This is a genomic window from Sulfitobacter sp., from assembly GCF_039977885.1.
In the GTDB taxonomy this organism is placed as follows: domain Bacteria; phylum Pseudomonadota; class Alphaproteobacteria; order Rhodobacterales; family Rhodobacteraceae; genus Sulfitobacter.
In genome coordinates, this window is the sequence record NZ_JBDWCI010000009.1 from 183,595 (window position 1) to 204,663 (window position 21,069).

The 21,069-nt window shown below is 54.8% G+C and carries 18 protein-coding genes; 7 read left to right on the plus strand and 11 right to left on the minus strand.

Annotation, left to right across the window (positions count from 1 at the left end; translation table 11 throughout):
- Positions 1-18: 18 nt before the first annotated feature.
- From ABJM03_RS07555 to ABJM03_RS07575, 5 genes are read right to left on the minus strand one after another with little or no spacing between them, the layout of a single operon-like run.
- Positions 19-1,428, minus strand: coding sequence for a M20/M25/M40 family metallo-hydrolase (locus ABJM03_RS07555; protein WP_348416788.1), 1,410 nt, complete (start codon positions 1,426-1,428; stop codon positions 19-21).
- Positions 1,429-1,439: 11 nt separating this feature from the next.
- Positions 1,440-2,183, minus strand: coding sequence for an SDR family NAD(P)-dependent oxidoreductase (locus ABJM03_RS07560; protein WP_348416789.1), 744 nt, complete (start codon positions 2,181-2,183; stop codon positions 1,440-1,442).
- Complete coding sequence (locus tag ABJM03_RS07565; protein ID WP_348416790.1) at positions 2,180-3,199, minus strand: 2-dehydropantoate 2-reductase N-terminal domain-containing protein; 1,020 nt, start codon at positions 3,197-3,199, stop codon at positions 2,180-2,182. Before ABJM03_RS07565 ends, ABJM03_RS07560 begins: the two co-directional genes overlap by 4 nt.
- The gene (locus ABJM03_RS07570) at positions 3,192-3,908 is read right to left on the minus strand and encodes a creatininase family protein (RefSeq protein ID WP_348416791.1); all 717 of its coding nucleotides are present in this window, start codon (positions 3,906-3,908) and stop codon (positions 3,192-3,194) included. The genes ABJM03_RS07565 and ABJM03_RS07570 overlap by 8 nt, the downstream gene beginning before the upstream one ends.
- A complete protein-coding gene (locus ABJM03_RS07575; protein WP_348416792.1) occupies positions 3,905-4,483 on the minus strand; it encodes a MarR family winged helix-turn-helix transcriptional regulator in 579 nt (192 codons plus the stop codon). The genes ABJM03_RS07570 and ABJM03_RS07575 overlap by 4 nt, the downstream gene beginning before the upstream one ends.
- Positions 4,484-4,645: 162 nt before the next feature.
- Here ABJM03_RS07575 and ABJM03_RS07580 point away from each other — a divergent pair, with 162 nt between their 5' ends.
- The 5 genes from ABJM03_RS07580 to ABJM03_RS07600 all read left to right on the plus strand — a co-directional run bounded on the left by ABJM03_RS07580 (position 4,646) and on the right by ABJM03_RS07600 (position 10,143).
- Positions 4,646-6,232: an ABC transporter substrate-binding protein gene (locus ABJM03_RS07580; protein WP_348416793.1), complete on the plus strand. Its 1,587-nt coding sequence runs from the start codon at positions 4,646-4,648 to the stop codon at positions 6,230-6,232.
- Between the two features lie 74 nt (positions 6,233-6,306).
- Positions 6,307-7,281 carry an ABC transporter permease gene (locus tag ABJM03_RS07585; protein WP_348416794.1) on the plus strand — a complete coding sequence of 325 codons (975 nt, stop codon included), beginning with the start codon at positions 6,307-6,309 and terminating at the stop codon, positions 7,279-7,281.
- Positions 7,278-8,159, plus strand: coding sequence for an ABC transporter permease (locus tag ABJM03_RS07590; RefSeq protein ID WP_348416795.1), 882 nt, complete (start codon positions 7,278-7,280; stop codon positions 8,157-8,159). Before ABJM03_RS07585 ends, ABJM03_RS07590 begins: the two co-directional genes overlap by 4 nt.
- The gene (locus ABJM03_RS07595) at positions 8,156-9,139 is read left to right on the plus strand and encodes an ABC transporter ATP-binding protein (protein ID WP_348416796.1); all 984 of its coding nucleotides are present in this window, start codon (positions 8,156-8,158) and stop codon (positions 9,137-9,139) included. The genes ABJM03_RS07590 and ABJM03_RS07595 overlap by 4 nt, the downstream gene beginning before the upstream one ends.
- Positions 9,136-10,143, plus strand: a complete 1,008-nt coding sequence (locus ABJM03_RS07600; RefSeq protein ID WP_348416797.1) for an oligopeptide/dipeptide ABC transporter ATP-binding protein — start codon at positions 9,136-9,138, stop codon at positions 10,141-10,143. The genes ABJM03_RS07595 and ABJM03_RS07600 overlap by 4 nt, the downstream gene beginning before the upstream one ends.
- A 620-nt stretch (positions 10,144-10,763) precedes the next feature.
- Here ABJM03_RS07600 and ABJM03_RS07605 read toward each other — a convergent pair.
- Entirely contained in the window at positions 10,764-11,336 is a 573-nt protein-coding gene (locus tag ABJM03_RS07605) for a TetR/AcrR family transcriptional regulator (RefSeq protein WP_348416798.1), read from the minus strand.
- A 104-nt stretch (positions 11,337-11,440) separates the two neighbouring features.
- On the opposite strand from ABJM03_RS07605, the gene ABJM03_RS07610 reads away from it, so the two are divergent.
- Positions 11,441-12,652, plus strand: coding sequence for a multidrug effflux MFS transporter (locus tag ABJM03_RS07610; protein ID WP_348416799.1), 1,212 nt, complete (start codon positions 11,441-11,443; stop codon positions 12,650-12,652).
- 271 nt (positions 12,653-12,923) lie between these two features.
- Here ABJM03_RS07610 and ABJM03_RS07615 read toward each other — a convergent pair whose 3' ends face one another.
- From ABJM03_RS07615 to ABJM03_RS07635, 5 genes are read right to left on the minus strand one after another with little or no spacing between them, the layout of a single operon-like run.
- Complete coding sequence (locus ABJM03_RS07615; protein WP_348416800.1) at positions 12,924-13,466, minus strand: RICIN domain-containing protein; 543 nt, start codon at positions 13,464-13,466, stop codon at positions 12,924-12,926.
- Positions 13,467-13,469: 3 nt separating this feature from the next.
- Entirely contained in the window at positions 13,470-14,198 is a 729-nt protein-coding gene (locus ABJM03_RS07620; protein WP_348416801.1) for a DUF1499 domain-containing protein, read from the minus strand.
- 48 nt (positions 14,199-14,246) lie between these two features.
- Positions 14,247-15,605 (minus strand): efflux transporter outer membrane subunit, encoded by a 1,359-nt coding sequence (locus tag ABJM03_RS07625; RefSeq protein WP_348416802.1) that lies wholly within the window; start codon positions 15,603-15,605, stop codon positions 14,247-14,249.
- Positions 15,602-18,709, minus strand: coding sequence for an efflux RND transporter permease subunit (locus ABJM03_RS07630; RefSeq protein ID WP_348416803.1), 3,108 nt, complete (start codon positions 18,707-18,709; stop codon positions 15,602-15,604). The genes ABJM03_RS07625 and ABJM03_RS07630 overlap by 4 nt, the downstream gene beginning before the upstream one ends.
- A gap of 3 nt (positions 18,710-18,712) precedes the next feature.
- The gene (locus ABJM03_RS07635; RefSeq protein ID WP_348416804.1) at positions 18,713-19,957 is read right to left on the minus strand and encodes an efflux RND transporter periplasmic adaptor subunit; all 1,245 of its coding nucleotides are present in this window, start codon (positions 19,955-19,957) and stop codon (positions 18,713-18,715) included.
- Positions 19,958-20,034: 77 nt separating this feature from the next.
- Between ABJM03_RS07635 and ABJM03_RS07640 the strand changes: the two genes are divergently transcribed.
- Complete coding sequence (locus ABJM03_RS07640; protein WP_348416805.1) at positions 20,035-20,628, plus strand: TetR/AcrR family transcriptional regulator; 594 nt, start codon at positions 20,035-20,037, stop codon at positions 20,626-20,628.
- The last annotated feature ends 441 nt before the right edge of the window (positions 20,629-21,069 follow it).

Consider the following 21,069-nt stretch of genomic DNA (forward strand, 5'->3'; position numbering starts at 1 on the left):
CTTTCAGAGGGAGGCTCATTACATGCTGTTTATCGGCCAGTTTTCCTGATCTAAAGCCGCGATCTGACGGATGACTTCGATCCAAGCTGAAAGCCCATCCGTCACAGAAGAAAGCCGGAAAAACTCGTTTGGGACGTGAAAGTTTTCATCCGCGATCGCAAATGAAAACATCACCGTGTCGATGCCCAAAATACGATGCACAATCTCAGTCAAGGGTAATGACGCGCCAATCCGAACCTTGAGCGGGGTTTGGCCCGTGGTCTTTTCAAGCGCGATCATCGCCGCGGCAAGCAGCGGATGGTCTGGAGGCACAGCATAGGCGCCGCCCTCCCCGCGCTCGCCGTAAACTTCCAGTGTCGCAAAGGATGGCAGATGCGCTTGCAGATGGTCAATCACCGCCTTTTTGGCATGTGCTGGTTCCTGTCCGGGGACAAGGCGCATGGTTAGTTTCGCAAAAGCCTCATTCGGGATCACTGTCTTGGATCCTGCACCCGTATAGCCGCCCCACATCCCGTTCACATCCAACGTAGGACGCAGCCAAAGACGCTCCAACGTTGAATAGCCTGCCTCACCCCATGGCTGTGCCTCCAGACCTCCAAAGGCCTCGGCCTCATTATATGGGATCGCGGCGATTTCGCTGCGTTCTTGTGCTGTAGGCCCTGCAACGCCGTCATAAAAACTGGCGGCAGCGATCCGCCCTTGTGAATCGTGTAGTCCCGCCAGCAACCCTGACATCACATGCAACGGATTGGCGACGATGCCACCATAGCGCCCAGAATGAAGGTCTTGGGACGCCGTCTGAACACGAATTTCAAAACCCGTGTTGCCGCGCGATCCCACATTCAGCGCCACCAAATCAGGCCGCCAGCGTGCGCCATCAGCCGATAAAACTGCATCCGCTGCCAAAAGGCCGCGATGGTTTTTCAATATCGCGGGCAATGAGGGCGAGCCTGTTTCTTCCTCTCCCTCGATGAGCAGCTTTACATTGATCGGCAGCCGCCCCTCAACCGCGACAAAAGCCGCCAAAGTATCAAGCGCGATCAGCATCGGGGCTTTGTCATCAGATATGCCGCGCCCGAAAATTTTGCCGTCTTTCTCTACCGCCTCAAAGGGCGGCGTGTGCCACTTCTCCAGCGGATCGGCAGGCTGCACATCATAATGCGCATAGACCAGTATTGTGGGTTTTCCGGGGGCATCCATCCGTTCCGCGTATAGCGCCGCCTGCCCGCTGCCATCTGGCGGGGTAAGGCGCCGCGCATTCGTAAACCCCATCGCCTTGATGCGGGCCTCAATAAACTGCCGGGCATCTTCCATACCCTGCGCCATGTCGGGGTCTGCCCCGACAGACGGATAAGACACCAGCGATTTAAGGTCCGCGATGAGCTGTGGTTCATGGGCATGGGCATATGCCCGCACTGGATCCGTCATATCAAATACCTTTAAGTGATCCCGCCATCCACGCTTAGGATTTGGCCTGTAAGCCAACTCGCTTCAGGGCCGGTAAGAAACGCGGCAGCCGAAGCGATATCGTCAGGCGCTCCAAGTCTGCGCGCATGAATTCGGTTGATTAATTGAGCCTGACCCTCTGGCCCAAAGGCGTCCCATTGGCGCAATGTCGCGGGGTTGGACAACACAAATCCGGGCGCAATGGAGTTAACTGTGATGCCATATTGACCCAGTTCAAGGCTGAGTTGTTTAGTAAGACCCACCAATGCGTGTTTAGCAGCTGTGTAGGCGTGAATGCCCGTCAGACTGGGGCGCAGCCCAGCGCCTGAACTAATGGTCACAATCCGCCCCCAGCCTGCGGTCTTCATTGCAGGCACCAGCGCTTGAGACAGATACAATGTGGCGTCAACATTGATGGCGAAAATGCTATGCCATGCGTCTGGGTCGACATCCTCTAACGGCGTGCCTACCTGATTGCGCACACCGCCAGCGGCGTTGACCAAAATATCCGGTGCGCCGTAATCTGTTGCAATGCGGCTGCCCAATTCTGCGACCGCTGCGGGATCGCATAGATCAGCAGCAATCGCAGGCTGTCCCAAACGTCCGGCAGCCTCGTCAAATGCCGCGCCTGCCAGATCAGTGACGATGACCTGCGCGCCATCTGCTGCCAACCGCCTTGCAATTGCCGCACCGATCCCGCCCACAACACCAGTCACCAAAGCGGTTCGCACAGTCATGCCAACACCTTTGTCAGCTCATGAAAGGTTTCGGACGACATTTCCCTGCGACCTTCTTCGATGTCGTGGATCAATGTAACCAACCGTGACAACAATGGCGTTTCAATACCGTGGCTGGCGGCGATCTGCGCCACCACGCCAACTTGCGGGTCAACCTCGGTTTTGCGTTTGCGAACCGCCAGATCGCGGTAAATGCCAGTGTGCGTTTTTGCAGTTTTTGAATTGAACTCTGCCAGATTGGCAAGGCTGGTTTGGGCGGCAACATCGCTCGCATCGGGCAAAAAGGCTGCAGGATCAAACCCGTTGAAAGGTTTCGGATCAACACCCTCAGCGACAGCGGTGCGCATCACTTCTCGCGCTAACCCAATTAATGCAGGCCCACGCGTAGGGTCGGCGAAATTGGCGGTCATACTATCCATGCTCAATGCTGTGGCAAACAGCATCGCCCCATAGCCCAGCTTTCCCCAAAGATAGGCCCAAATATCTTCACTAAGCACGGCGTCGGGCTCGAATATCTGTAATAGTTCATACAGCTCCCGGGTGCGTGGTTGGATCGTTCCGTCTATTTCCCCGATAACAACAGCCCCGCGGTTGCCAAACAAGATACGGCCTGCCTCGGTCCAATCCGCGCCATAGTTTACAAAAGCGCCAATGGTACGTTCAGCCCCTACATGCTGCGCGATCACCCGCTCGTTCAGGCCGTTTTGAGCTGACACCACATAGCCGTCAGCCGTAAGATGCGGCAACAGTTGCGCAAGGGCCCCTTCCGTGGCCTGCGCTTTCACCGCAAGTATGATGCGGGAGAACTGACCCTCAAGCTGTTCTAGCGTAACGCAAGGGATCACCTGAGTAAATTGCTCAACCGGCCCTTCAATCGTCAGACCGGTGGTCGAGCAGGTGCGCGCATGGGCCTCGACGATATCGACCATTAACACAGGAACGCCGGCACGCGCGAGATATGCACCAAGAATCCCGCCGATGGCCCCTGCCCCCCAGATTAGGATGGGATCATTCATAAGGCTGCTCCGGCCAAGGTCCCTCTAACGCGGCGCGGGTTTCGGCAACACCTGTATCCCAAATCGCCAGCATCTCGTCATCTGATCGCTGCCAAGGCCCACCAAATGACCCATCATCTAACAGAACACGAACCTGCGATGGCGGGCTGGCTTTCATCAATGCCATATCCACCACGGGCTTATCCCCCTCAGGAGCAGGTGCATGGGCCAAACGCGTCCAAGGAAAATTCTCCATCCAGTTTGCATGCGATCCTGTGGGATCAATGGATTGAATTTTGGCCCAAGTCTGTGGCGCATTCCACCAATTGTGAAACTTGATCGAGATATCATCATTTTCCGCCATCACCTCCTGTGCCAAGGCACCAACAGGATTATTTCCCCCATGCCCGTTGACGATCAGGATCTGCGAAAATCCCGCACGGCGCAGCGAGGCGATGACATCACGGATTACCGCCATCAACGTCTCGACCTTCAGGCTAATCGTACCGGGAAACTCATTGAAATATGGCGCAAGCCCGTAAGGCATTACGGGAAAGACCGGCACGCCTAATGGCGCAGCGGCATCCGTCGCTACCTTTTCTGCAAGGATCATATCAACGCAAAGCGATAACTGCGCGTGTTGTTCAGTGGACCCAATCGGCAAAATGCAGCGCGGGTCGCGCTTGGCCGCTGCCTCGACATCACGCCAGTTCATATTCGCAACGGTCATTGAGAAATTCCTTTTTGGTTATGCGTGACATCCGAGTGCCCCACTTGCGGCAAATCACCCGCCCAATCGGGGGCGGCACGCACCACTTTTGACATGAGTTCAAACAACATTTGCCGTTCCCCCTCTGTAAGCGCCTCAAGCATACGATCTTCTTGAGCGGCAAAGATCGGTCGGGTTTCATGGACCACGCCCCAGCCTTTTTCTGACAAGAACAACGCCTGTTTTCGCCTACCCCCCGGAACCTTTCCGCGCGCTTCAATCAGGCCCATCAATTCAAGCCGTTTTATGGCGCGGCTAAGGGTGTTTTTGGGGAAGCCTGAGGTGTCTGACACGTCCCTTGCGCTGCCGCCATCGGCAAGCGCCAGCGAATAAAGCACAACATACTCAGGCCGCTTCAACCCATAGGTGTCTTGAACCCAGTTATAGAGCGGCGCGTTGTATAAGAGCGCCAGATAATTCACGCGAAATGTAAAGGGGCATGGGTTTGCCCACAACTTGGCCTCCAGCATATCTGCACTGGCCTCTGGCGCGTCTTTGATGAAATCCTGATCACTTAGCACCTGCGGACCGGTCATATCGCTGCCCTTCCTTATGAAATCTTAATGAGTTCCAAAATGAACTTGACTACTGCATTATTCATTCACATCGTGGAAAAGCAAGTTCCAAATGGAACACAAGATAATAATCAAACCAACAGGGCGGGGCATAATGCCCTGCCACAACAGGAAGGGAAAATCATGACCTACAAGAAATTCCTTGCCCCTCTGGCTTTTGCGCTGGGACTAACGGCAGCATCAGCCGCGTCAGCGCAAACGTTGACAATGGGCGTGCGCGGCGGACCTGAATCGATGGATCCGCATTTCTCTGCGCTTGGCTCTCATGCAGAAGCGGCCAAGCATGTTTTTGATACATTAGTCTGGTCAGGCACAGACCTTCAGATTGAACCCGGCCTTGCAACCAGCTGGACCGCGATTGACGAGGACACGTGGGAATTCAAGCTGCGCGAAGGCGTCAAATTCCATGACGGGTCCGATTTCGACGCAGAAGACGTTAAATTCTCGATCGAGCGTATTCCGGTTGTCACTGGCCCCACAACAACGGCAATTTATGTGCGCCGCGTCGCAAGTGTGGATATTATCGATCCCTACACCATTCACATCAATACCGATGGTCAGGCAGCAACTTTGCCAAATGACTTTATCCGGCTCTTCATTGTCTCCTCCGAGGCTGCTGCGGATTACTCCACGCCTGAAACTGCCGCCGAGGGGTTCAACTCTGGCGCCGCGACCATCGGCACTGGACCTTATAAATACGTAAGCTGGGAACCGAATGGCGATCTGGTTCTGGAGCGTTTCGATGACTACTGGCGCGGCAAAGGCGCTTGGGAAAAAGTAATCCGAAAGGAAATTCCGAACGACAGCTCCCGCTTGGCGGCGCTCAAGGCTGGTCAGGTTGATGTGATCAACTATGTTTCTTCCGTTGATTATCTTGCCTTGCAGCGGGATGCGTCAATCGATCCGATCATTGGCGACAGTGTGTACGTCATGAACCTACAGCTGGACCAACGCGAAGACACACCATTAGTGCGTGCAAATGACGGCAGCAAACTGCCTGAAAACCCACTACGTGATTTCAAAGTCCGTCAGGCGATTGATTATGCTATCGACCGCGAAACCATGGTTGATATCGTGCTTGAAGGTCTGGGCAAACCTGCCAACCAAATGATGCCAGCAGGCTTCTTTGGCTCCAACACGGACATCCCGACGCCCGAATACGATCTTGCCAAAGCCCGCGAACTGCTGACCGAAGCAGGCTATCCCGAAGGGTTTCAGGTTGATCTTTACTGTACCGGCGACCGCTTGCCTGGCGATGGTGCGATTTGTCAGGGTCTGGGGCAAATGCTGACACAGGCGGGTATTACCACGAATGTGAACGCTGTTTCTAAAACGGTTTACTTCCCTGCCCAAGCACGGCTGGAATATTCCATGTTCATGAACGGCTGGGGCACTTTGACAGGTGAGGCATCCTATACTTTGGGCAGTCTTGCGCATTCTGACGATCCCGAAGTCAAATTGGGTGCTTTCAACCGCATCGAATACAAAAACGAAGACGTGGATGTGCTGCTGGAAACCGGTGCCACAATGATGGATGAGGCCGCACGCCGCGCCGCTTATGAAGAAGCAATGGCGAAAGTGATGGCAGACAAAGCATATATTTCACTGGTGCAGCTTCAAACCGTTTGGGGCAGCAAAGCAGGTTCGCTGACTTTTGAACCACGCTTTGATGAAGACACGCTGGCGTTTTTCATCTCGCCTGCGTCTTGACCCATACTCAAACCTTTCAGTTGGGCGGCCACCATACCGCCCAACTTGCATAAATCCCCCAAGAGGTAAGTCGGATGCTTGGCTTCATTATTCAGCGTTTTATTCAAGCTGTCGGCGTCATGGCTGCAATGTCCGTCATTGTATTTTTTGGCGTTTATGCCATCGGCAATCCGATTGATATCGTGATCCCGCCTGATGCCACGCAAGAGATCCGCTTGGAAGCGATCCGCAGGCTGGGGCTCGACCAGCCGCTTTATCAGCAATACTTCACATTTGTCGGCAACTTGTTCCAAGGCGACTTAGGCCGTTCATTTGTTTATAATATGCCTGTGCTTGAATTGATCGGTGGCAGGCTGCCCGCCACGCTGGAACTGGTGCTGATCTCGGTTATTTCTGCCACAGTGCTGGGCGTATCATTGGGCATCTACGCAGGGTACCGTCCCGACAGCTGGGTATCAAAAACGATCATGGCGGTCTCTGTACTGGGCTTTTCGGTGCCATCCTTTTGGGTTGGCCTTATCCTCATCCTTTTCTTCGCTGTTCATCTGGGCTGGATGCCTGCGGGCGGGCGCGGAGAGACGGTGATGATCTGGGGCGTCGCATGGTCCTTTCCCACGCTTAACGGGCTGTCCCATATCGCTTTGCCCGCCATAAATCTGGCGCTGTTTAAATTGGCAATGATGATCAGACTGGCCCGTGCTGGCACCCGTGAAATCATGTTGACCGATACCATCAAATTTGCCCGCGCGGCAGGCCTATCCGAAGAAACAATCCTGCGCCGCCATCTTTTGAAACTCATCTCGATCCCCATCATAACTGTCTTCGGGCTTGAGCTTGGCTCAACCCTCGCCTTTGCAGTGGTGACCGAAACGATTTTTTCTTGGCCGGGCGTCGGAAAACTGATCATAGACAGTATTGCGGTGCTCGACCGCCCAGTGATGGTGGCTTATTTGATCCTTGTTGCCTTCCTGTTTGTTACCATCAACTTTGTCATTGATCTGGCCTTTGCTCTGATTGATCCGCGTGTACGTGAAGGTGCAACAGCATGAGCAGCGATCCGAACCGCCTATTCGTTTTTTGGTCCGAATACCGTGAAAATAAAATCGCGGTGGTGGCTCTGATTGTGGTCGTTCTAATGATCCTACTTGCGCTTTTTGCCGCGGTCATCTCTCCCCAAGATCCATATGATCTGGCCAATCTGGCCCTACGTGACAGCCGCAGGCCTCCCGGTTTTGTTGGAACTGGCGGCTACACCCATCTTCTGGGGACCGACCCACAGGGGCGTGATCTGCTATCGGCGATCTTTTATGGCCTTCGCATTTCCATTCAAATCGGTCTGATGGCTGGATTTGTCTCTCTTAGTATTGGGACGTCCCTTGGTATTCTTGCCGCTTATGTGGGCGGTCGGGTCGAGACATTGATCATGCGCTTGGTCGACCTGCAATTGTCTTTTCCGGCGATTTTATTGGCCTTGGTCATCGTGGCACTACTGGGTCAAGGCAAGGCACAGCTGATCGGTGCCTTGGTCGCCGCCCAATATGCCTATTTTGCACGGACGGCCTATGGCGCTGCCAAGGCTGAACGCGGCAAAGACTATATTGAGGCCGCCCTTGCCATTCCGCTTAGCGCGCGGCTGGTGGTTTGGCGTCATATGCTGCCCAATTGCACCCCGCCGCTGATCGTCGTAGCCACGGTCCAGATCGCAAATTCGATTTCGCTGGAGGCCACGCTCAGCTTTCTTGGATTAGGCCTGCCAGTAACCGAGCCATCTTTGGGCATGCTCATTTCGAACGGTTTTCCCTATATGATGAGCGGCCGTTACTGGATTTCCGTCTATCCCGGCGTGGCTTTGATCATTCTGATCGTCGCAATCAACATTGTTGGAGATCAGGTGCGTGACCAATTCAATCCGAGGCTGCGCCGATGATCGAACCCGTCCTAAGCGTTCAAAACCTTAAAACGCAATTCTTCACCCGCGCGGGTGTGGTGAAAGCTGTTGATGATGTGTCATTCGAACTGGCGCGGGGTGAAATCATGGGGCTGGTCGGTGAAAGCGGATCAGGAAAGACAGTCACCGGATTTTCCTTGCTGGGGTTGGTCGACGCACCCGGCCGTATTGTCGAGGGCGCGATCAAACTGAATGGCACAGACCTTACTACACTTTCTCGGGCCGATATCCGTGCCCGCAGGGGTCGCGAAATCTCGATGATTTTCCAAGACCCTATTGCCACGCTCAATCCTCTGTTGACTATTGGACAACAAATGTTGCTGGCCATAGATGCGCATGAGAGCCTGAGCAAACGTGCCGCCACCGCGCGCTGCGTCGATCTATTGACCCAAGTCGGCATTCCCTCTGCAAAAGCACGCCTGCGTGCTTACCCACATGAATTTTCAGGCGGCATGCGTCAACGCGTGGCCATTGCTATTGCGCTGCTCCACCGCCCTGCCGTTCTGGTCGCAGATGAACCCACCACTGCGCTTGATGTATCTATTCAGGCGCAAATCATGTTGCAAATGCGCGAACTGGCCGCCGAAACTGGTACCGCGATGATCTGGATCAGCCATGACCTTGCTGTGGTCTCCAGCTTGGCCAGCAAACTGGCAGTGATGTATGCAGGCAAGATCGTCGAGCAAGGCCCGACAGCGACTATTCTGCGCGATCCACGCCACCCATACACTGCGGGTCTTATCGCTTCCCTGCCTGCGATGGCCACGCCGGGTCAACCCTTGACGCAAATCCCCGGCACGACACCATCCCTCTTGTCCCTGCCAAAAGGCTGCCCGTTTGCACCGCGCTGCGACAAACAAACACCAGCATGTTCAAAAGAACCAGAAATGACACTGGAAGCGTCACGCGGGTGGCGGTGCTTCCACCCTGTTGACCCTTTCGCCGGAGCACAAGCATGAGCGCATTTCTGACCGTCGATAGCGTGAGCCGTCTGTTCGGCCCGAAACTCAACCTCGGCGAGCGAATTGCCGTCAAACTGGGCGCCAAGGTCGAAACACGCTCCGTTCGTGCGGTATCCGAAGCGTCCCTGTCTATTCGCAAGGGCGAAACGTTGGGGCTGGTTGGGGAATCTGGATGTGGGAAATCGACGTTGGGACGTTTGATCGCGGGCATCCTGCCGCCCACCAGTGGGACAGTCACGATTGAGGGCGCGCCCGTTATGGAGGGCACCAAAAAGGTGACGACCCGCGTCCAAACTGTCTTCCAAGATCCCTTTGCCAGTCTCGATCCACGCATGAAGGTCGGTGAAACCGTGGCCGAAGGGCCCATCGCCCACGGCCTGACCACACGTGCGCAGGCAAAATCTTATGTCGCCGGTTGGTTTGAACGGGTGGGGCTTGATCCCGTATGGGCGGACAGATATCCGCACCAATTCTCAGGGGGTCAGCGACAGCGGATCGCCATTGCGCGGGCGCTTGCGATGCAGCCTGACGTTCTGATCTGTGACGAACCCGTTGCGTCACTGGATGTCTCCATTCAGGCGCAAATCATCAACCTGTTTCTTGATCTCTCCAAGAAGCTGGATTTGACCTGCGTCTTTATCAGCCATGATCTGTCTGTCGTCCAACATGTGAGCGACCGCGTTGCAGTGATGTATCTCGGCCGCATTGTGGAGTTGGGCCCCGTGGCAGAAGTATTCGGCAAGCCCGCGCACCCCTATACGGCTGCTCTGTTTAGCAGTGTCCCTAAACTTGTGCTGGATGCTGATGAGCTGGTCCAGTTCGATACAATAGAGGGTGAAGTCCCCTCCCCGTTATCACCGCCAAAGGGCTGCTTCTACCATCCGCGTTGCCCGCTTGCATCGCCTGATTGTGTTTCAAGCGCGCCTCCAACAAAGCGGGTGACCGAACTGCGAAACGTTGCGTGTTTTTATTCGGATAAGCAACAGCGACTTAACGCGTAGAATTAACCGCGAAAATGCAGGATGCAACCACGTGCTTGATCCGCCGTTTAATCATCTAAAAGAGCTGGCGTATTGCTTGGCGCACGCCCGTCGCAAGCTGTACGAGCAGCCCCACAACGATGCCTCTCCTATAAAAGAGAGGCACTAATTTTTATGTCTCAAGCGGAAGATTGGGGCCCCTAACAAGTACTAAAAATAATTGGGGAACAAACTGGGATACATTTTTACGTATCGACACCATTTCCCTAAAGATGCATCATTAAATGCATACAAAACAAAATCTTAGATTGAAATCCTACCGTCGGGCCAAGTATGGACGGGTTGCTTAGATCCCGCACTTGAGGCAAGGTAGGTTACGGCGGCTGCGCCCTCCCGCAACCAATTTTAGCGAAGTGTCGCTTTCAGCAAGGCCCGCCTCTTCGGCGGGCCTTGCTGTGTTTAGGACCTGCAACAGTTTGCCGCGCAATTCGTCATTGAGCCTATCTATTTCCTGCCCGGGCCCCATCCCCAATGCCTAAGCCCGCATCCGAACGCGGCATTCATAGGATACCAGCTCTAAAGCCGAGATCCGGCGATGGCCCGCAAGCCGCAAAGCCGGTTTGGCTGCGAAAACCGCTTCTTTATATGAAGAGCTCGGATAACAGATCCCGGGCAAACCCGACATCCAATGCTCTTGAATTCAAAAGCCAGTACCAAAATGCTCCGTGGATCAAGGTCGACAACATTTCTGCATTGCGACTTTGGGGAAGTTCGCCCCGCTCTTGCGCTCGGAGCAGAAACACCGTGATCATTTTTTCTCTGGGTAAAACGAAGTTTGTGTAAAAAGAGCTTTGAAACGCTGAATCATGCTGAGCGGACGCGATAAGCGCACGCAAAGTGTCACCGTCAGTGTTCAAATGCTCAAATATTTTGACCAGAAACTCTTCGAGTGATGTTCGACAATCTTTCCCCTCTTCCCAAAGCGGTTCCGCTGCATAGTTGTTGGTTTCCTCGAACACGGCCTCAAGTACGAGATCAGCCTTGGTGTTCCAGCGGTTATAAAGCGTTTGACGCGCCACACCGGCCTCTTTGACAATAGCCGCGATAGAGACTTTTTCGTATCCATTTTCACGAACGAGGCGCAGCGCTGCAGACTTCAACGCGGTGCTCGCTTCTGCATTTACGGGGCGTCCGGCTAGTTTTCTTGCTGGCATGCACAGCTCCTGATCATCAGCGCACAGTAAGTTTTGATTGATTAATAGACTACATTCCATTAATAGCAAGTAGATCATAGTCTACTAATATTCATGGAGCCGAGATGTCTCGAATTTCTCTCACCCCGAAACGCGCTTTTGCCGTTACAGCGACCTTAGGATTACTTTCCCTCTTTCCACCTCTGGCCACAGATATGTACCTTGCTGCGCTCGGTGATCTGGCGACCTCTATGAACGCGACCCATACCGCAGCCGAGCTTTCACTTTCGATCTTCTTTCTCGGGCTTTGCTTTGGGCAAATTCTGATTGGTCCGCTTACCGACACATACGGTCGTAAGGCACCTCTCTTGATTGGAACCGTGCTTTTTACCTCGACCTCTATCGCCTTACCTCTGGTCAGCGACATCGCAGTATTCAATGCGCTGCGGTTCATTCAGGCAATTGGTGCAAGTGCAGGCATGGTTGTAGGACGTGCCATTGTGAAAGACCTTTATGAGGGCCGACAGGCTGCAAAAGTCATGACTATACTTGTCATGTTGCTGACAATCGGGCCGATTGTATCACCGACCATGGGCAGCCTTCTTCTTGAGGCGCTCGGTTGGCGTTCAATCTTTGTGACGATGGCCCTTATTAGCTTCCTTGCATTGATCTTGTCGGTCGTTATCCTGCCCGAAACCCTCGCCGCTGAAGATCGCCAGAGCCGGCCCCTTCACAACGGTTTGCGCGCTGCCGGATTGCTGCTGTCACAAGGGCGGTTTGTCACAATGGCACTTGTTTCCGGTCTCATACAGGGCGGCATGTTCGCATTTATCACCGGCTCGTCAGGCGTATTTCAAGGTATCTTCGGGCTGAGTTCGATTGGTTTCGGGATCATGTTTGCCGTGATCGCAACAGCTCTCATCATTTTCGGGCGGATTAACAGCGTGCTGCTTAACCACTTCAGCCCAGAGAAGGTTCTTACCGCTGTGCTGCCCCTGTTTGTCGCATCGACGTTGGTGCTAACCTTGGTGTCCAGCTCGACCTCACTTTGGGTTTTTGCAGTTCCCCTTTGGATTTCGATTGGCTTTGTCGGGCTGCTTTCGGCCAACGCAATGGCAATCGCGATGGAGTTGACTGAAGCAGGTGCAGGCATGGGATCGGCGCTGCTTGGGGCCATCCAGTTCGCTATCGCCTTTGCCGTTTCAACCTCTGTCGCCATCGGCGGGACAGCTACGGCATTGCCCATGTCACTCGGACTCTTGATCCCGGCTGTTGTGGCAACTGCGTTGTTCTTCGCCGGAAGGCGCATCGCACAGCGATCAAACGCAGAGGTCTGAACACTGACTTCATGCGACTGGGCGGGCAATATAGCCGGCCCAGTCGCAAAAACTGCCCTTTGCATGAGCGTATAAAGCTGCCGGGGTGCAGTAGCTAAACAGTCCAGAGATGTTGTTGATCAGGTTGCGCCTGATATTTTCATGCACACCGGTTTAGCGCGCACAGCCGACCAGCATGGCAATGTCCAGATCTCGATAAAAAAACGGGCCATCAAAAATGATGGCCCGTTTTTCAATTAGCAACACACCGCTTTGTGCAAGCGTGTTCGGCTTATTGGGTTTGAATGACCCATTGTTTGAAAGCGGGGTCCAGATCGTCACACGCCGCGAGGATGAGGTCCCGGGATTGGTAGGGACCAGCATCATCAATGGTTTCGGCTACGGTCAGGCACTGGGAAGCGTCAGAGGCCAGATGGAATTCCATGCTCGCCGTGTCATAGGCAAATTTCTGTGCCACATCTTCCCCATCGCAGATGATCAGGCCAAAAGGGTTCACTTCGTTTTCGGGGTCATTATAGCTCATGCAAAAACCCTCGTAGGTGGCGGATTCAATCATCCCCGTGTCAGCAGAGAATGAAAACAGCACATCGTCCCCTGACGGTTTGCACGAATGCGCCTGAAGCAGATCGCTAAATTCGCGGCCATCGGTGTCGATACACCAGCCAAGTGACGCTTCTTCGTTCAAGTTATCCGCAAGATGGATAATCGGCCCTTCGGTTTGGATATTGGGCTGATCGGCAATGGCGTGCTGCGGAACCACCACAGCCAGGGCCGCCGCAGACATGCAAGACAGGGTTCTAAAAATCGATTTCACAGTTCATTCCTCCACAAATTTTTGCTGAAAGTCACGGATGCGCGCCGCGTTCAGACCTTGGTCGCTACGGCCCACGCGCGATACGCTGCGCATATCAACACGGCTACCGTCAGGTTGCGTTGTCACAACAATGACGACGTCGTCTGCAAAATAAAAGACAGATGTGCGCGCCGTTGCCTCAAACCGCAGCTGTTCGGCATCGGATGCAACAATCTCCCAGCCCATTTCATCAGCAACCGCCAAAGCACGTGCATAGGCCGCATCGGCAGGCATCGCGGTGTCTAACGGGCCAATATCCGGATAGGCTTCGGCCTGTGCCGCGGCCAGTTCCGGTCCGCCATATTCAAGGGAGTTTGTCGCCCCTGCCCGTGTCTCGTCCAGCACCTCGAACAAGGGCGGATTCTCCGTATCGGTCGAGATGTCATGGATCGGGGTCGCCCGTGGCTGCGGATTGACCGCCGCAGAAACACCGGGGAACAAACAAGCCATCCCGATGACAACCATAGCAGCGCTCAGAACGCTGCGACCCGTTTCCTTGCGGCTGATATGGAGCGCAAGCCCAAGCAACCCCGTGCCCGCGATAACCGCACCCACAATGCTGAAATAGCTACGATAAAGGCCGAAACCCGTCAAAGGCTCCCACAGCCCCAAGCGAGCGCCACACAGGATCAAACCCGCGCAGATCACGCCGATCACAGCTACGATGGACAGTATATTTCCAATTTTCTTCATTTTCCTACAGGCCTTTCATCGGCTACTGCGCAATTGCAGAACAAAGGATCAGTTCGTGGTCGCACCGGTTACCCCCGCACCTGCCCCGATAACAATCTTCAACGTAGCCCAGGATTGGGCAGCATCGTTGACTGCCGAAGCGGCCGAAATTTTGGCCGTGTTCGCCTCGCGGTCGGTATCAAGCAGATCAAGCAATGTGATCGCACCATTGCGGAAGTTCTCACGGGCAAGCGACAGGGCGCGGCCATAGTCATTGGCGGCCGTACGCAGGTGTCTGACGCGCTCGCGGTTGCGCGACAGGCTCGATTGCGCGACCTGCACATCTTCGACCGCATCATTGATGGCAGAGCGCCATGTGATCTCGGCCTGTTTTGCGATCGAAATCTGCGCGTCTCTTTGCGCCTTCAACAGCCCCCTGTTGAACACAGGCAACGTCAATTCCGGCCCAAAGCTCCATGTGTCTGTGCTGTCGAGGCGGTCAATCGAACCTGTCAGCGACAGCGCAGGATAAAGCGCCGCTTCGGCAACACCCAGATCGCCAACGGCCGCGGCCAAATCCGCCTCTGCGCTGCGCACATCGGGACGGTTGCGCAGCAGGTCTGCGGGCACACCTGTGGCTCCGTCACGCGGGGCGGGAAGCTGTGGCGAGCCTTTTTGCATCAGCGCGACAATCTTGCTGGAGGGTTCATTCAACAAGGTTGCGATCGCAAAGACATTCGAATCGAAAGCCGCTGCAAATTCCGGCAAATCAGCGCGTGCTGTGGAAAGAAGCGCCTGCGCTTCGGCCAGCTCGTATTCCGTCGATGCGCCCGCCTCAAACTGGCTCTTGGTGATGTTAACTGTTTCTTGCCGTGTTTTGATTGTCGTTCTCGTCAGGGCCATGGCTTCCTGATTGTAGCGGGCATTCGAATAGGCCGAGACCAGCTCTGCCAACCACGCCAGCCTGACGGTTTCCGCATCATCCCGGGAACCCGCGAGTGAGGCTGCCGCCGCTTCGCGTTCACGCCGGATACCACCGAACAGGTCAATCACCCAAGACGCGCCCAAATCAGCACTCTCGGAGGTCGAGCTGCCGCTCACCAAATCTCCGCCGCTTGTTGTCACACCTGCGGTAAGCGACCCGTCCAGCGAGGCATTCACCCCGGTCTGGCGCAGCTCGGCCTGTGCTTGGCGGATAGCTTCTAATGCGCTCTGGATATCAAGGTTCTGCGCAAGGCCGCGGTCGATAAAGCTGTTCAGCGTCGCGTCCTTGTAATTGAGCCACCACTTTTGCTGGGCAACTTCCCCGATGGCTTGGGCGTTGCCCTCCACAAAACGGGTTTCCACAGACACTTCGGGACGCTGGTAATCCGTCCCCACCGCGCAGCCAGCAAGAAGCAGGCCCATTGCTAGATAGTAAGGTTTCATTGGGCTTTCTCCACCGGTTTACGGACAATCTCCGTCATTCTGATAACGGCAACATAGAACACCGGAACCAGCACGATTCCGATCACTGCGGAAAAGATAATCCCACCCAGCATCCCTGTGCCAATAGATTTTTGCGCATTCGCACCCGCACCCGAGGCCAGCACCAAAGGCGTGATACCAAATCCGAAAGCCAGAGAGGTCATCAAAATCGGGCGCAGACGCTGACGTGCCGCTGTACCCGCCGCCTCCAACAGCTCTTTACCTTCCGCGCGTAGGGCCTCGGCGAATTCGACGATCAAGATGGCGTTGCGCGCCGCAAGGCCGATTGTCGTCAACAAGCCCACCTTAAAGTACACATCATTCGATTGACCGAAATACCACGTCGTCATCAACGCGCCGAAAATACCGACAGGCACCGACAACATCACGGCGAAAGGCACCGCCCAGCTTTCGTACAATGCAGCAAGGCACAAGAACACAACCAAAGCCGAGATCGTATAAAGGATCGCCTCCTGATCGCCCGAGAGCCGCTCCTGATAGCTAAGCCCTGTCCATGCAGAGGCATAAGAACCATCCAGATCGGCAGTGAGCTGCTCCATGATGTCCATCGCATCACCCGAACTCACACCGGCGGCTGCCTCACCGGACAGCTCCAGCGCCCGTGTCCCGCCATAACGCGCCAGATCGGGCGTGATCGTTTCCCATTCACGGCTGATAAAGGACGACAATGGGACCATTTCACCGCTATCGTTATCGACATACCATTCATCGATATCCTCAGGTTGCATCCGCCAATCCGTGCCCCCCTGAACAATGACCTCACGCAGGTCGTTGCCCAGCGGAAAGTCGTTCACATAGGTGCCCGAGAAGACGGTGGTCAGCATCGTGTTCACTGTCGAGAGCGACACACCGAATGCCTCTGCCTTGGGCTGGTCGATACGCATTTTCAGTGCAGGTTCGGTCGCTGCGTCATTGCCGCGCAGGTTTGTCACCTGACCGTTTGCGTTCCCGTCTGCAACCAGTTGATCCGCCGCCGCCGTCAAGGCCTCTGTCCCTGCACCTGATTGATCAACCAGATACATGGTAAAGCCCGATGTCGTGCCCAAGCCCTGAATGGCAGGAGGTTGCAATACAAACACACTACCCAGCCGCGACCCGAAGAACCGCCCGTTTGCGCGCCCCATCAAATCTGCCGCATCCATTCCCGGACGGTCGTCGTAGTCCCGAAGACGGATAAACAACATCCCGTACCGCTGCCCAGAGCCTAAGAAGCTAAAGCCAACGTTTGCGAATACACCGTCCACCATTTCGGTTTCTTCGGTCATCAGATAATCTTCGATTTCTTCGATCATGGCTTGGGTCTGCTGGGCCGTGGACCCCTGAGGCAATTCGACCATAGCCATCAAAACACCCTGATCTTCGGTCGGAAGAAACGAGCTGGGCAGGCGGTCGTAGACCCAATAGGACCCAAAGCCGATCAGCCCCAATACCAACAGCATCCGGAAAGGCCGCAAGGAAAGTGCGCCAACAGCACCACCATAACGATTTGTCAGGCGGTCAAGCGCACCATTGAACCACCGCAAAGGCGCAATGGATTTCTTATCATGGCCAGGCTTCAACAGCTGCACACACATCGCCGGTGTCAGGATCAGCGCCACAAACAGCGACAGTACCATCGCCGAAATAATCGTGACGGAGAACTGTTTGTAAATCACCCCTGTCGACCCGCTCATAAACGCCATAGGCAAGAACACTGCCGACAGAACCATAACGATCCCGACCAGAGCGGATGAGATCTCGTGCATGCTTTTCTCGGTGGCTTCGACAACGTCGAGCTTTTCTTCTTCCATCACGCGTTCGACGTTTTCCACCACAACAATCGCGTCATCCACCAGCAGGCCAATGGCCAGCACCAGCGCGAACATCGACAATGTATTGATCGACATGCCGAAGGCCGCCAAAATCCCGAAGGTGCCCAGCAAAACAACCGGCACAGCAATGGTTGGAATGATCGTCGCGCGCCAGCTTTGCAAAAAGACAAAGATGACAAGGAACACCAACACAATCGCTTCGATGAGTGTGTGGTACACCTGTTCGATGGATTGCTCGACGAAGGGGGAGGTATCGTAGGGATACTCCACCGTAACACCTTCGGGCAAAGCGTCCGACAGACCGTCAACGACTTCACGCACAGCCTCCGCGGTGTCCACCGCGTTCGCACCCGAAGACAGGTTCACCGCAAAGCCCGCAGCAGGTTTCCCGTTAAACCGGCTCACACTGCCATAGTCTTCCGCACCCAGCTCAATCGTTGCCACGTCAGCAAGGTATACAGCAGAGCCGTCTTCATTGGTTTTCAGCAAGATATTTTCAAAATCCTCAACGCTTTCGAGCTGGGATTGGGCTGACAATGATACGTTGAATTGCTGACCTGCCGCCACAGGCTGATCGCCCAAAGTGCCCACAGTCACGTTTGTGTTCTGCTCGGAAACCGCTGTGGTCACATCGACCGAGGTCAACTGATACTGATAAAGCTTTTCGGGGTTCAACCAGATACGCATCGCATATTCTGTCCCGAACAGGTTGATCGAGCCTACGCCCGATGTCCGCTGCACCGCATCTTCGATGGTACTGCTCAGCAAATCCCCCAGCTCAAGCGACGAATACTTGCTATCTTCGCTGACCAGCGCACCAACCAGCAAAACCGAAGTGGTCGAGCGGGTAACCGAAACGCCAAGATTTGTCACAACGTCGGGCAGTTGCGATTCCACCAGCTGCAATTTGTTTTGCACCTGAACCTGCGCCATATCGGGGTCGATTGTCCCGTCAAATGTCAGGGAAATACTCGACGACCCTTCACTGGACGACGAGGTCATATAGGTGAGCCCGTCCAAACCGGTGAGCCCACTTTCAATGACGGTCGTCACCGAATTCTCGACCGTTTCGGCCGAGGCACCAGTGTAGGAAGCAGAAATCCGCACCGTTGTGGGTGCGATGTCAGGATATTGCGAAATCGGCAGGCTTGTCATGCTGAACGCGCCAAGAAGCATGGTCGCGATCGCAAGAACCCACGCAAAAACGGGGCGGTGAATAAAGAAGGAGGCCATCAGTTATTCCTCGGCAGCAGGTGCAGGGCGGTCAGCGGGAATGTCGCCATCAGCCGGTGGGCCACCCGCAGCAGAGCTATCACCGCCCGAGACATCCTCCGTCACGCCATTCTCGTTAATGGTCACAGGCACGGGAATAACTTCCTGACCCGAGCGCAGGGAGGACAGGCCATCGACCACCAGCTGGGTGCCATCGCTCAGCCCTTCGCGCACGATCCAGGAGTTTTCATAGCTGCCTTCATCGACCAGTGTGACCTGTTCAACCTTATTGTCTTCGCCAACGATATAAGCGGTCAACTTACCTGAATTGCTGCGCGATGCGGCGCGTTGCGGCACCAGATAGGCCTCCATCGTGCCCAATGTCACAGCACCCCGCACGAACATACCGGGAATGATAATCTGTTCAGGATTCTCAAACGAAAAGCGGACAGTCACAGTGCCGGTGGTGGTCGATACCGTATTGCTGGGTGTGACCAATTTTCCGGTCCCGCGATAGATATCGCCATTTTCCAGCGTCAGCGTCGCCTCAAGATTGTCATTCCGCTTCAAGGTCCCCTCTGCGATACCTTTTCGTACCGACAGGATACGTGAGCTTGTTTCAACCATATCGACGTAAACCGGATCCGCCGCCACAATAGTAGTCAGCTCGTCAGTCTGGCTGGCCGTAACCAGATCCCCAACCGAGACCGTGGTGACATCGGCGCGCCCCGCAATAGGGCTGCGCAATGTGGTCCACGACAACTCGGTCTGGGCATATTCCAACGCCGCCTTATTCGCCTCCAAGGTGGCCTTGGCCTCGGCCAGACTTGATCGCGCGGCTTCTACTTCAGCCTCGGTATAACCGCGGCCCGATAGCTGCTCGGCGCGATCATAGGCGGCTTGCATCACAGGCAGGTTCGCTTCGGCAGTTGCCACATCAGCCTGTGCAGTCGCAACGCTTGCCACATAGGTTGCATCATCAATACGGAACAACGGATCACCGACTTCCAGCAACTGGCCCGGTGTATACAAGACTTCCTCGACAACGCCTCCAACGCGCGGACGCACCTCGACCTCTTGAAATGCAACAGCCCGCCCTGGGGCGGTTACGACGCGGGGCACTTCCTGCAGGGTCATTTCGATGACCCCGATTTCGCTTGGGCCCATCTCTGGCATGCCGCCACCAGGCGCACCCTGAGCGACAAGCAACGTGCTTGATGCGGCCAGCACAAGGGCTGCTCCCGTAATACTCCAAAAGCTAACCGTCATGTGGTTCTCCATACTTGACTATCTTGGGCTTTTTATGCACCGTATGCAAACACTGCACACTGCGCAAGGCTTAAAGCATGACACTTTCATTACGTGAAAGAAGGCGGCTGGAAACAGCGCGACACATCCAGATGAAAACTCTGGAGCTCGCGATCCAAAACAGCCTCGAAAATGTAACAACAGAGGAAATCTCTGTTGCAGCGGGTATAAGTACTCGGACATTTTTCAACTACTATACAAACAAAGAAGCTGCCGCAGTCGGTGCTCCTCTGCCCTTCCGAAAGGAAGCGTTAACGACGTTAGAGGAGTCAAATGGGCCGCTTGCCGATGATATCAAGTCATTTCTGGACCAGCACATAAAACTGATGACCGGAGACGAGCCGATTCTCAATGTAATCGGGAAAGTCATGCGGCCTAATGAAAAAGTCAGGGGCATCATGGAGGAGTTTCTAGCCAGTCAGCGCCAAGATCTTGCCGCGAGCCTTGAAAAGCGCCTGAATGACCGACACGCAGCTACGGCCCTTGCCAGCAGCGTCACCGACATAATCAGGCGCGCGATCTTTGTGTGGGAGCACACTGAGCAAATGTCGCTCAACGCTGCTCTCGACATTGTATGGGAAGGATTAATAACTGCATCCACTCTTCTAACGACCTCACCGCCGCGCGCCTAACTGCGTAGGCGGATAGATGACCGGCTTTTTAAAAAATGATTTAAGCGCGCGGCCTTGCTGAGGCCAGGCCGCGAAAGCAGGCTAAATACCTCTGGTCGGATCCAAGGGCACCAATACCCTAAGCAAAACTACTTCAGATCCATTCCGTGAATCCTGCCCCTCACCCCATAGAGGCAGAACCGCGCTATGGGTGATCTATTCAAAGAAGAGCATTGCTGCTCAAATCATATGAGCAACGGACGTCCCCTGACCCCGGACGGATGTACCCTAGAGGGTCAGCTATGCCCCTAAGGATTTCAAATCACACGGAGGCGAGGTCATGGCGTCATGGCTGCGTTCGGGTAGCGGTCATGCATGAGTGCTTTTTGCTTGGGAGTTTTATTTAGCATCGCAGAGAGATACTTTTGTTAGGAACTTATTAGGTTTGGCGATGACCTACTC

Excerpts from the sequence above, each read along its gene's own strand:
- ABJM03_RS07555 (WP_348416788.1), bottom strand. The coding sequence starts at position 1,428 with ATGACGGATCCAGTGCGGGCATATGCCCATGCCCATGAACCACAGCTC.
- ABJM03_RS07560 (WP_348416789.1), bottom strand. The coding sequence starts at position 2,183 with ATGACTGTGCGAACCGCTTTGGTGACTGGTGTTGTGGGCGGGATCGGT.
- ABJM03_RS07565 (WP_348416790.1), bottom strand. The coding sequence starts at position 3,199 with ATGAATGATCCCATCCTAATCTGGGGGGCAGGGGCCATCGGCGGGATT.
- ABJM03_RS07570 (WP_348416791.1), bottom strand. The coding sequence starts at position 3,908 with ATGACCGTTGCGAATATGAACTGGCGTGATGTCGAGGCAGCGGCCAAG.
- ABJM03_RS07575 (WP_348416792.1), bottom strand. The coding sequence starts at position 4,483 with ATGACCGGTCCGCAGGTGCTAAGTGATCAGGATTTCATCAAAGACGCG.
- ABJM03_RS07580 (WP_348416793.1), top strand. The coding sequence starts at position 4,646 with ATGACCTACAAGAAATTCCTTGCCCCTCTGGCTTTTGCGCTGGGACTA.
- ABJM03_RS07585 (WP_348416794.1), top strand. The coding sequence starts at position 6,307 with ATGCTTGGCTTCATTATTCAGCGTTTTATTCAAGCTGTCGGCGTCATG.
- ABJM03_RS07590 (WP_348416795.1), top strand. The coding sequence starts at position 7,278 with ATGAGCAGCGATCCGAACCGCCTATTCGTTTTTTGGTCCGAATACCGT.
- ABJM03_RS07595 (WP_348416796.1), top strand. The coding sequence starts at position 8,156 with ATGATCGAACCCGTCCTAAGCGTTCAAAACCTTAAAACGCAATTCTTC.
- ABJM03_RS07600 (WP_348416797.1), top strand. The coding sequence starts at position 9,136 with ATGAGCGCATTTCTGACCGTCGATAGCGTGAGCCGTCTGTTCGGCCCG.
- ABJM03_RS07605 (WP_348416798.1), bottom strand. The coding sequence starts at position 11,336 with ATGCCAGCAAGAAAACTAGCCGGACGCCCCGTAAATGCAGAAGCGAGC.
- ABJM03_RS07610 (WP_348416799.1), top strand. The coding sequence starts at position 11,441 with ATGTCTCGAATTTCTCTCACCCCGAAACGCGCTTTTGCCGTTACAGCG.
- ABJM03_RS07620 (WP_348416801.1), bottom strand. The coding sequence starts at position 14,198 with ATGAAGAAAATTGGAAATATACTGTCCATCGTAGCTGTGATCGGCGTG.
- ABJM03_RS07625 (WP_348416802.1), bottom strand. The coding sequence starts at position 15,605 with ATGAAACCTTACTATCTAGCAATGGGCCTGCTTCTTGCTGGCTGCGCG.
- ABJM03_RS07630 (WP_348416803.1), bottom strand. The coding sequence starts at position 18,709 with ATGGCCTCCTTCTTTATTCACCGCCCCGTTTTTGCGTGGGTTCTTGCG.
- ABJM03_RS07635 (WP_348416804.1), bottom strand. The coding sequence starts at position 19,957 with ATGACGGTTAGCTTTTGGAGTATTACGGGAGCAGCCCTTGTGCTGGCC.
- ABJM03_RS07640 (WP_348416805.1), top strand. The coding sequence starts at position 20,035 with ATGACACTTTCATTACGTGAAAGAAGGCGGCTGGAAACAGCGCGACAC.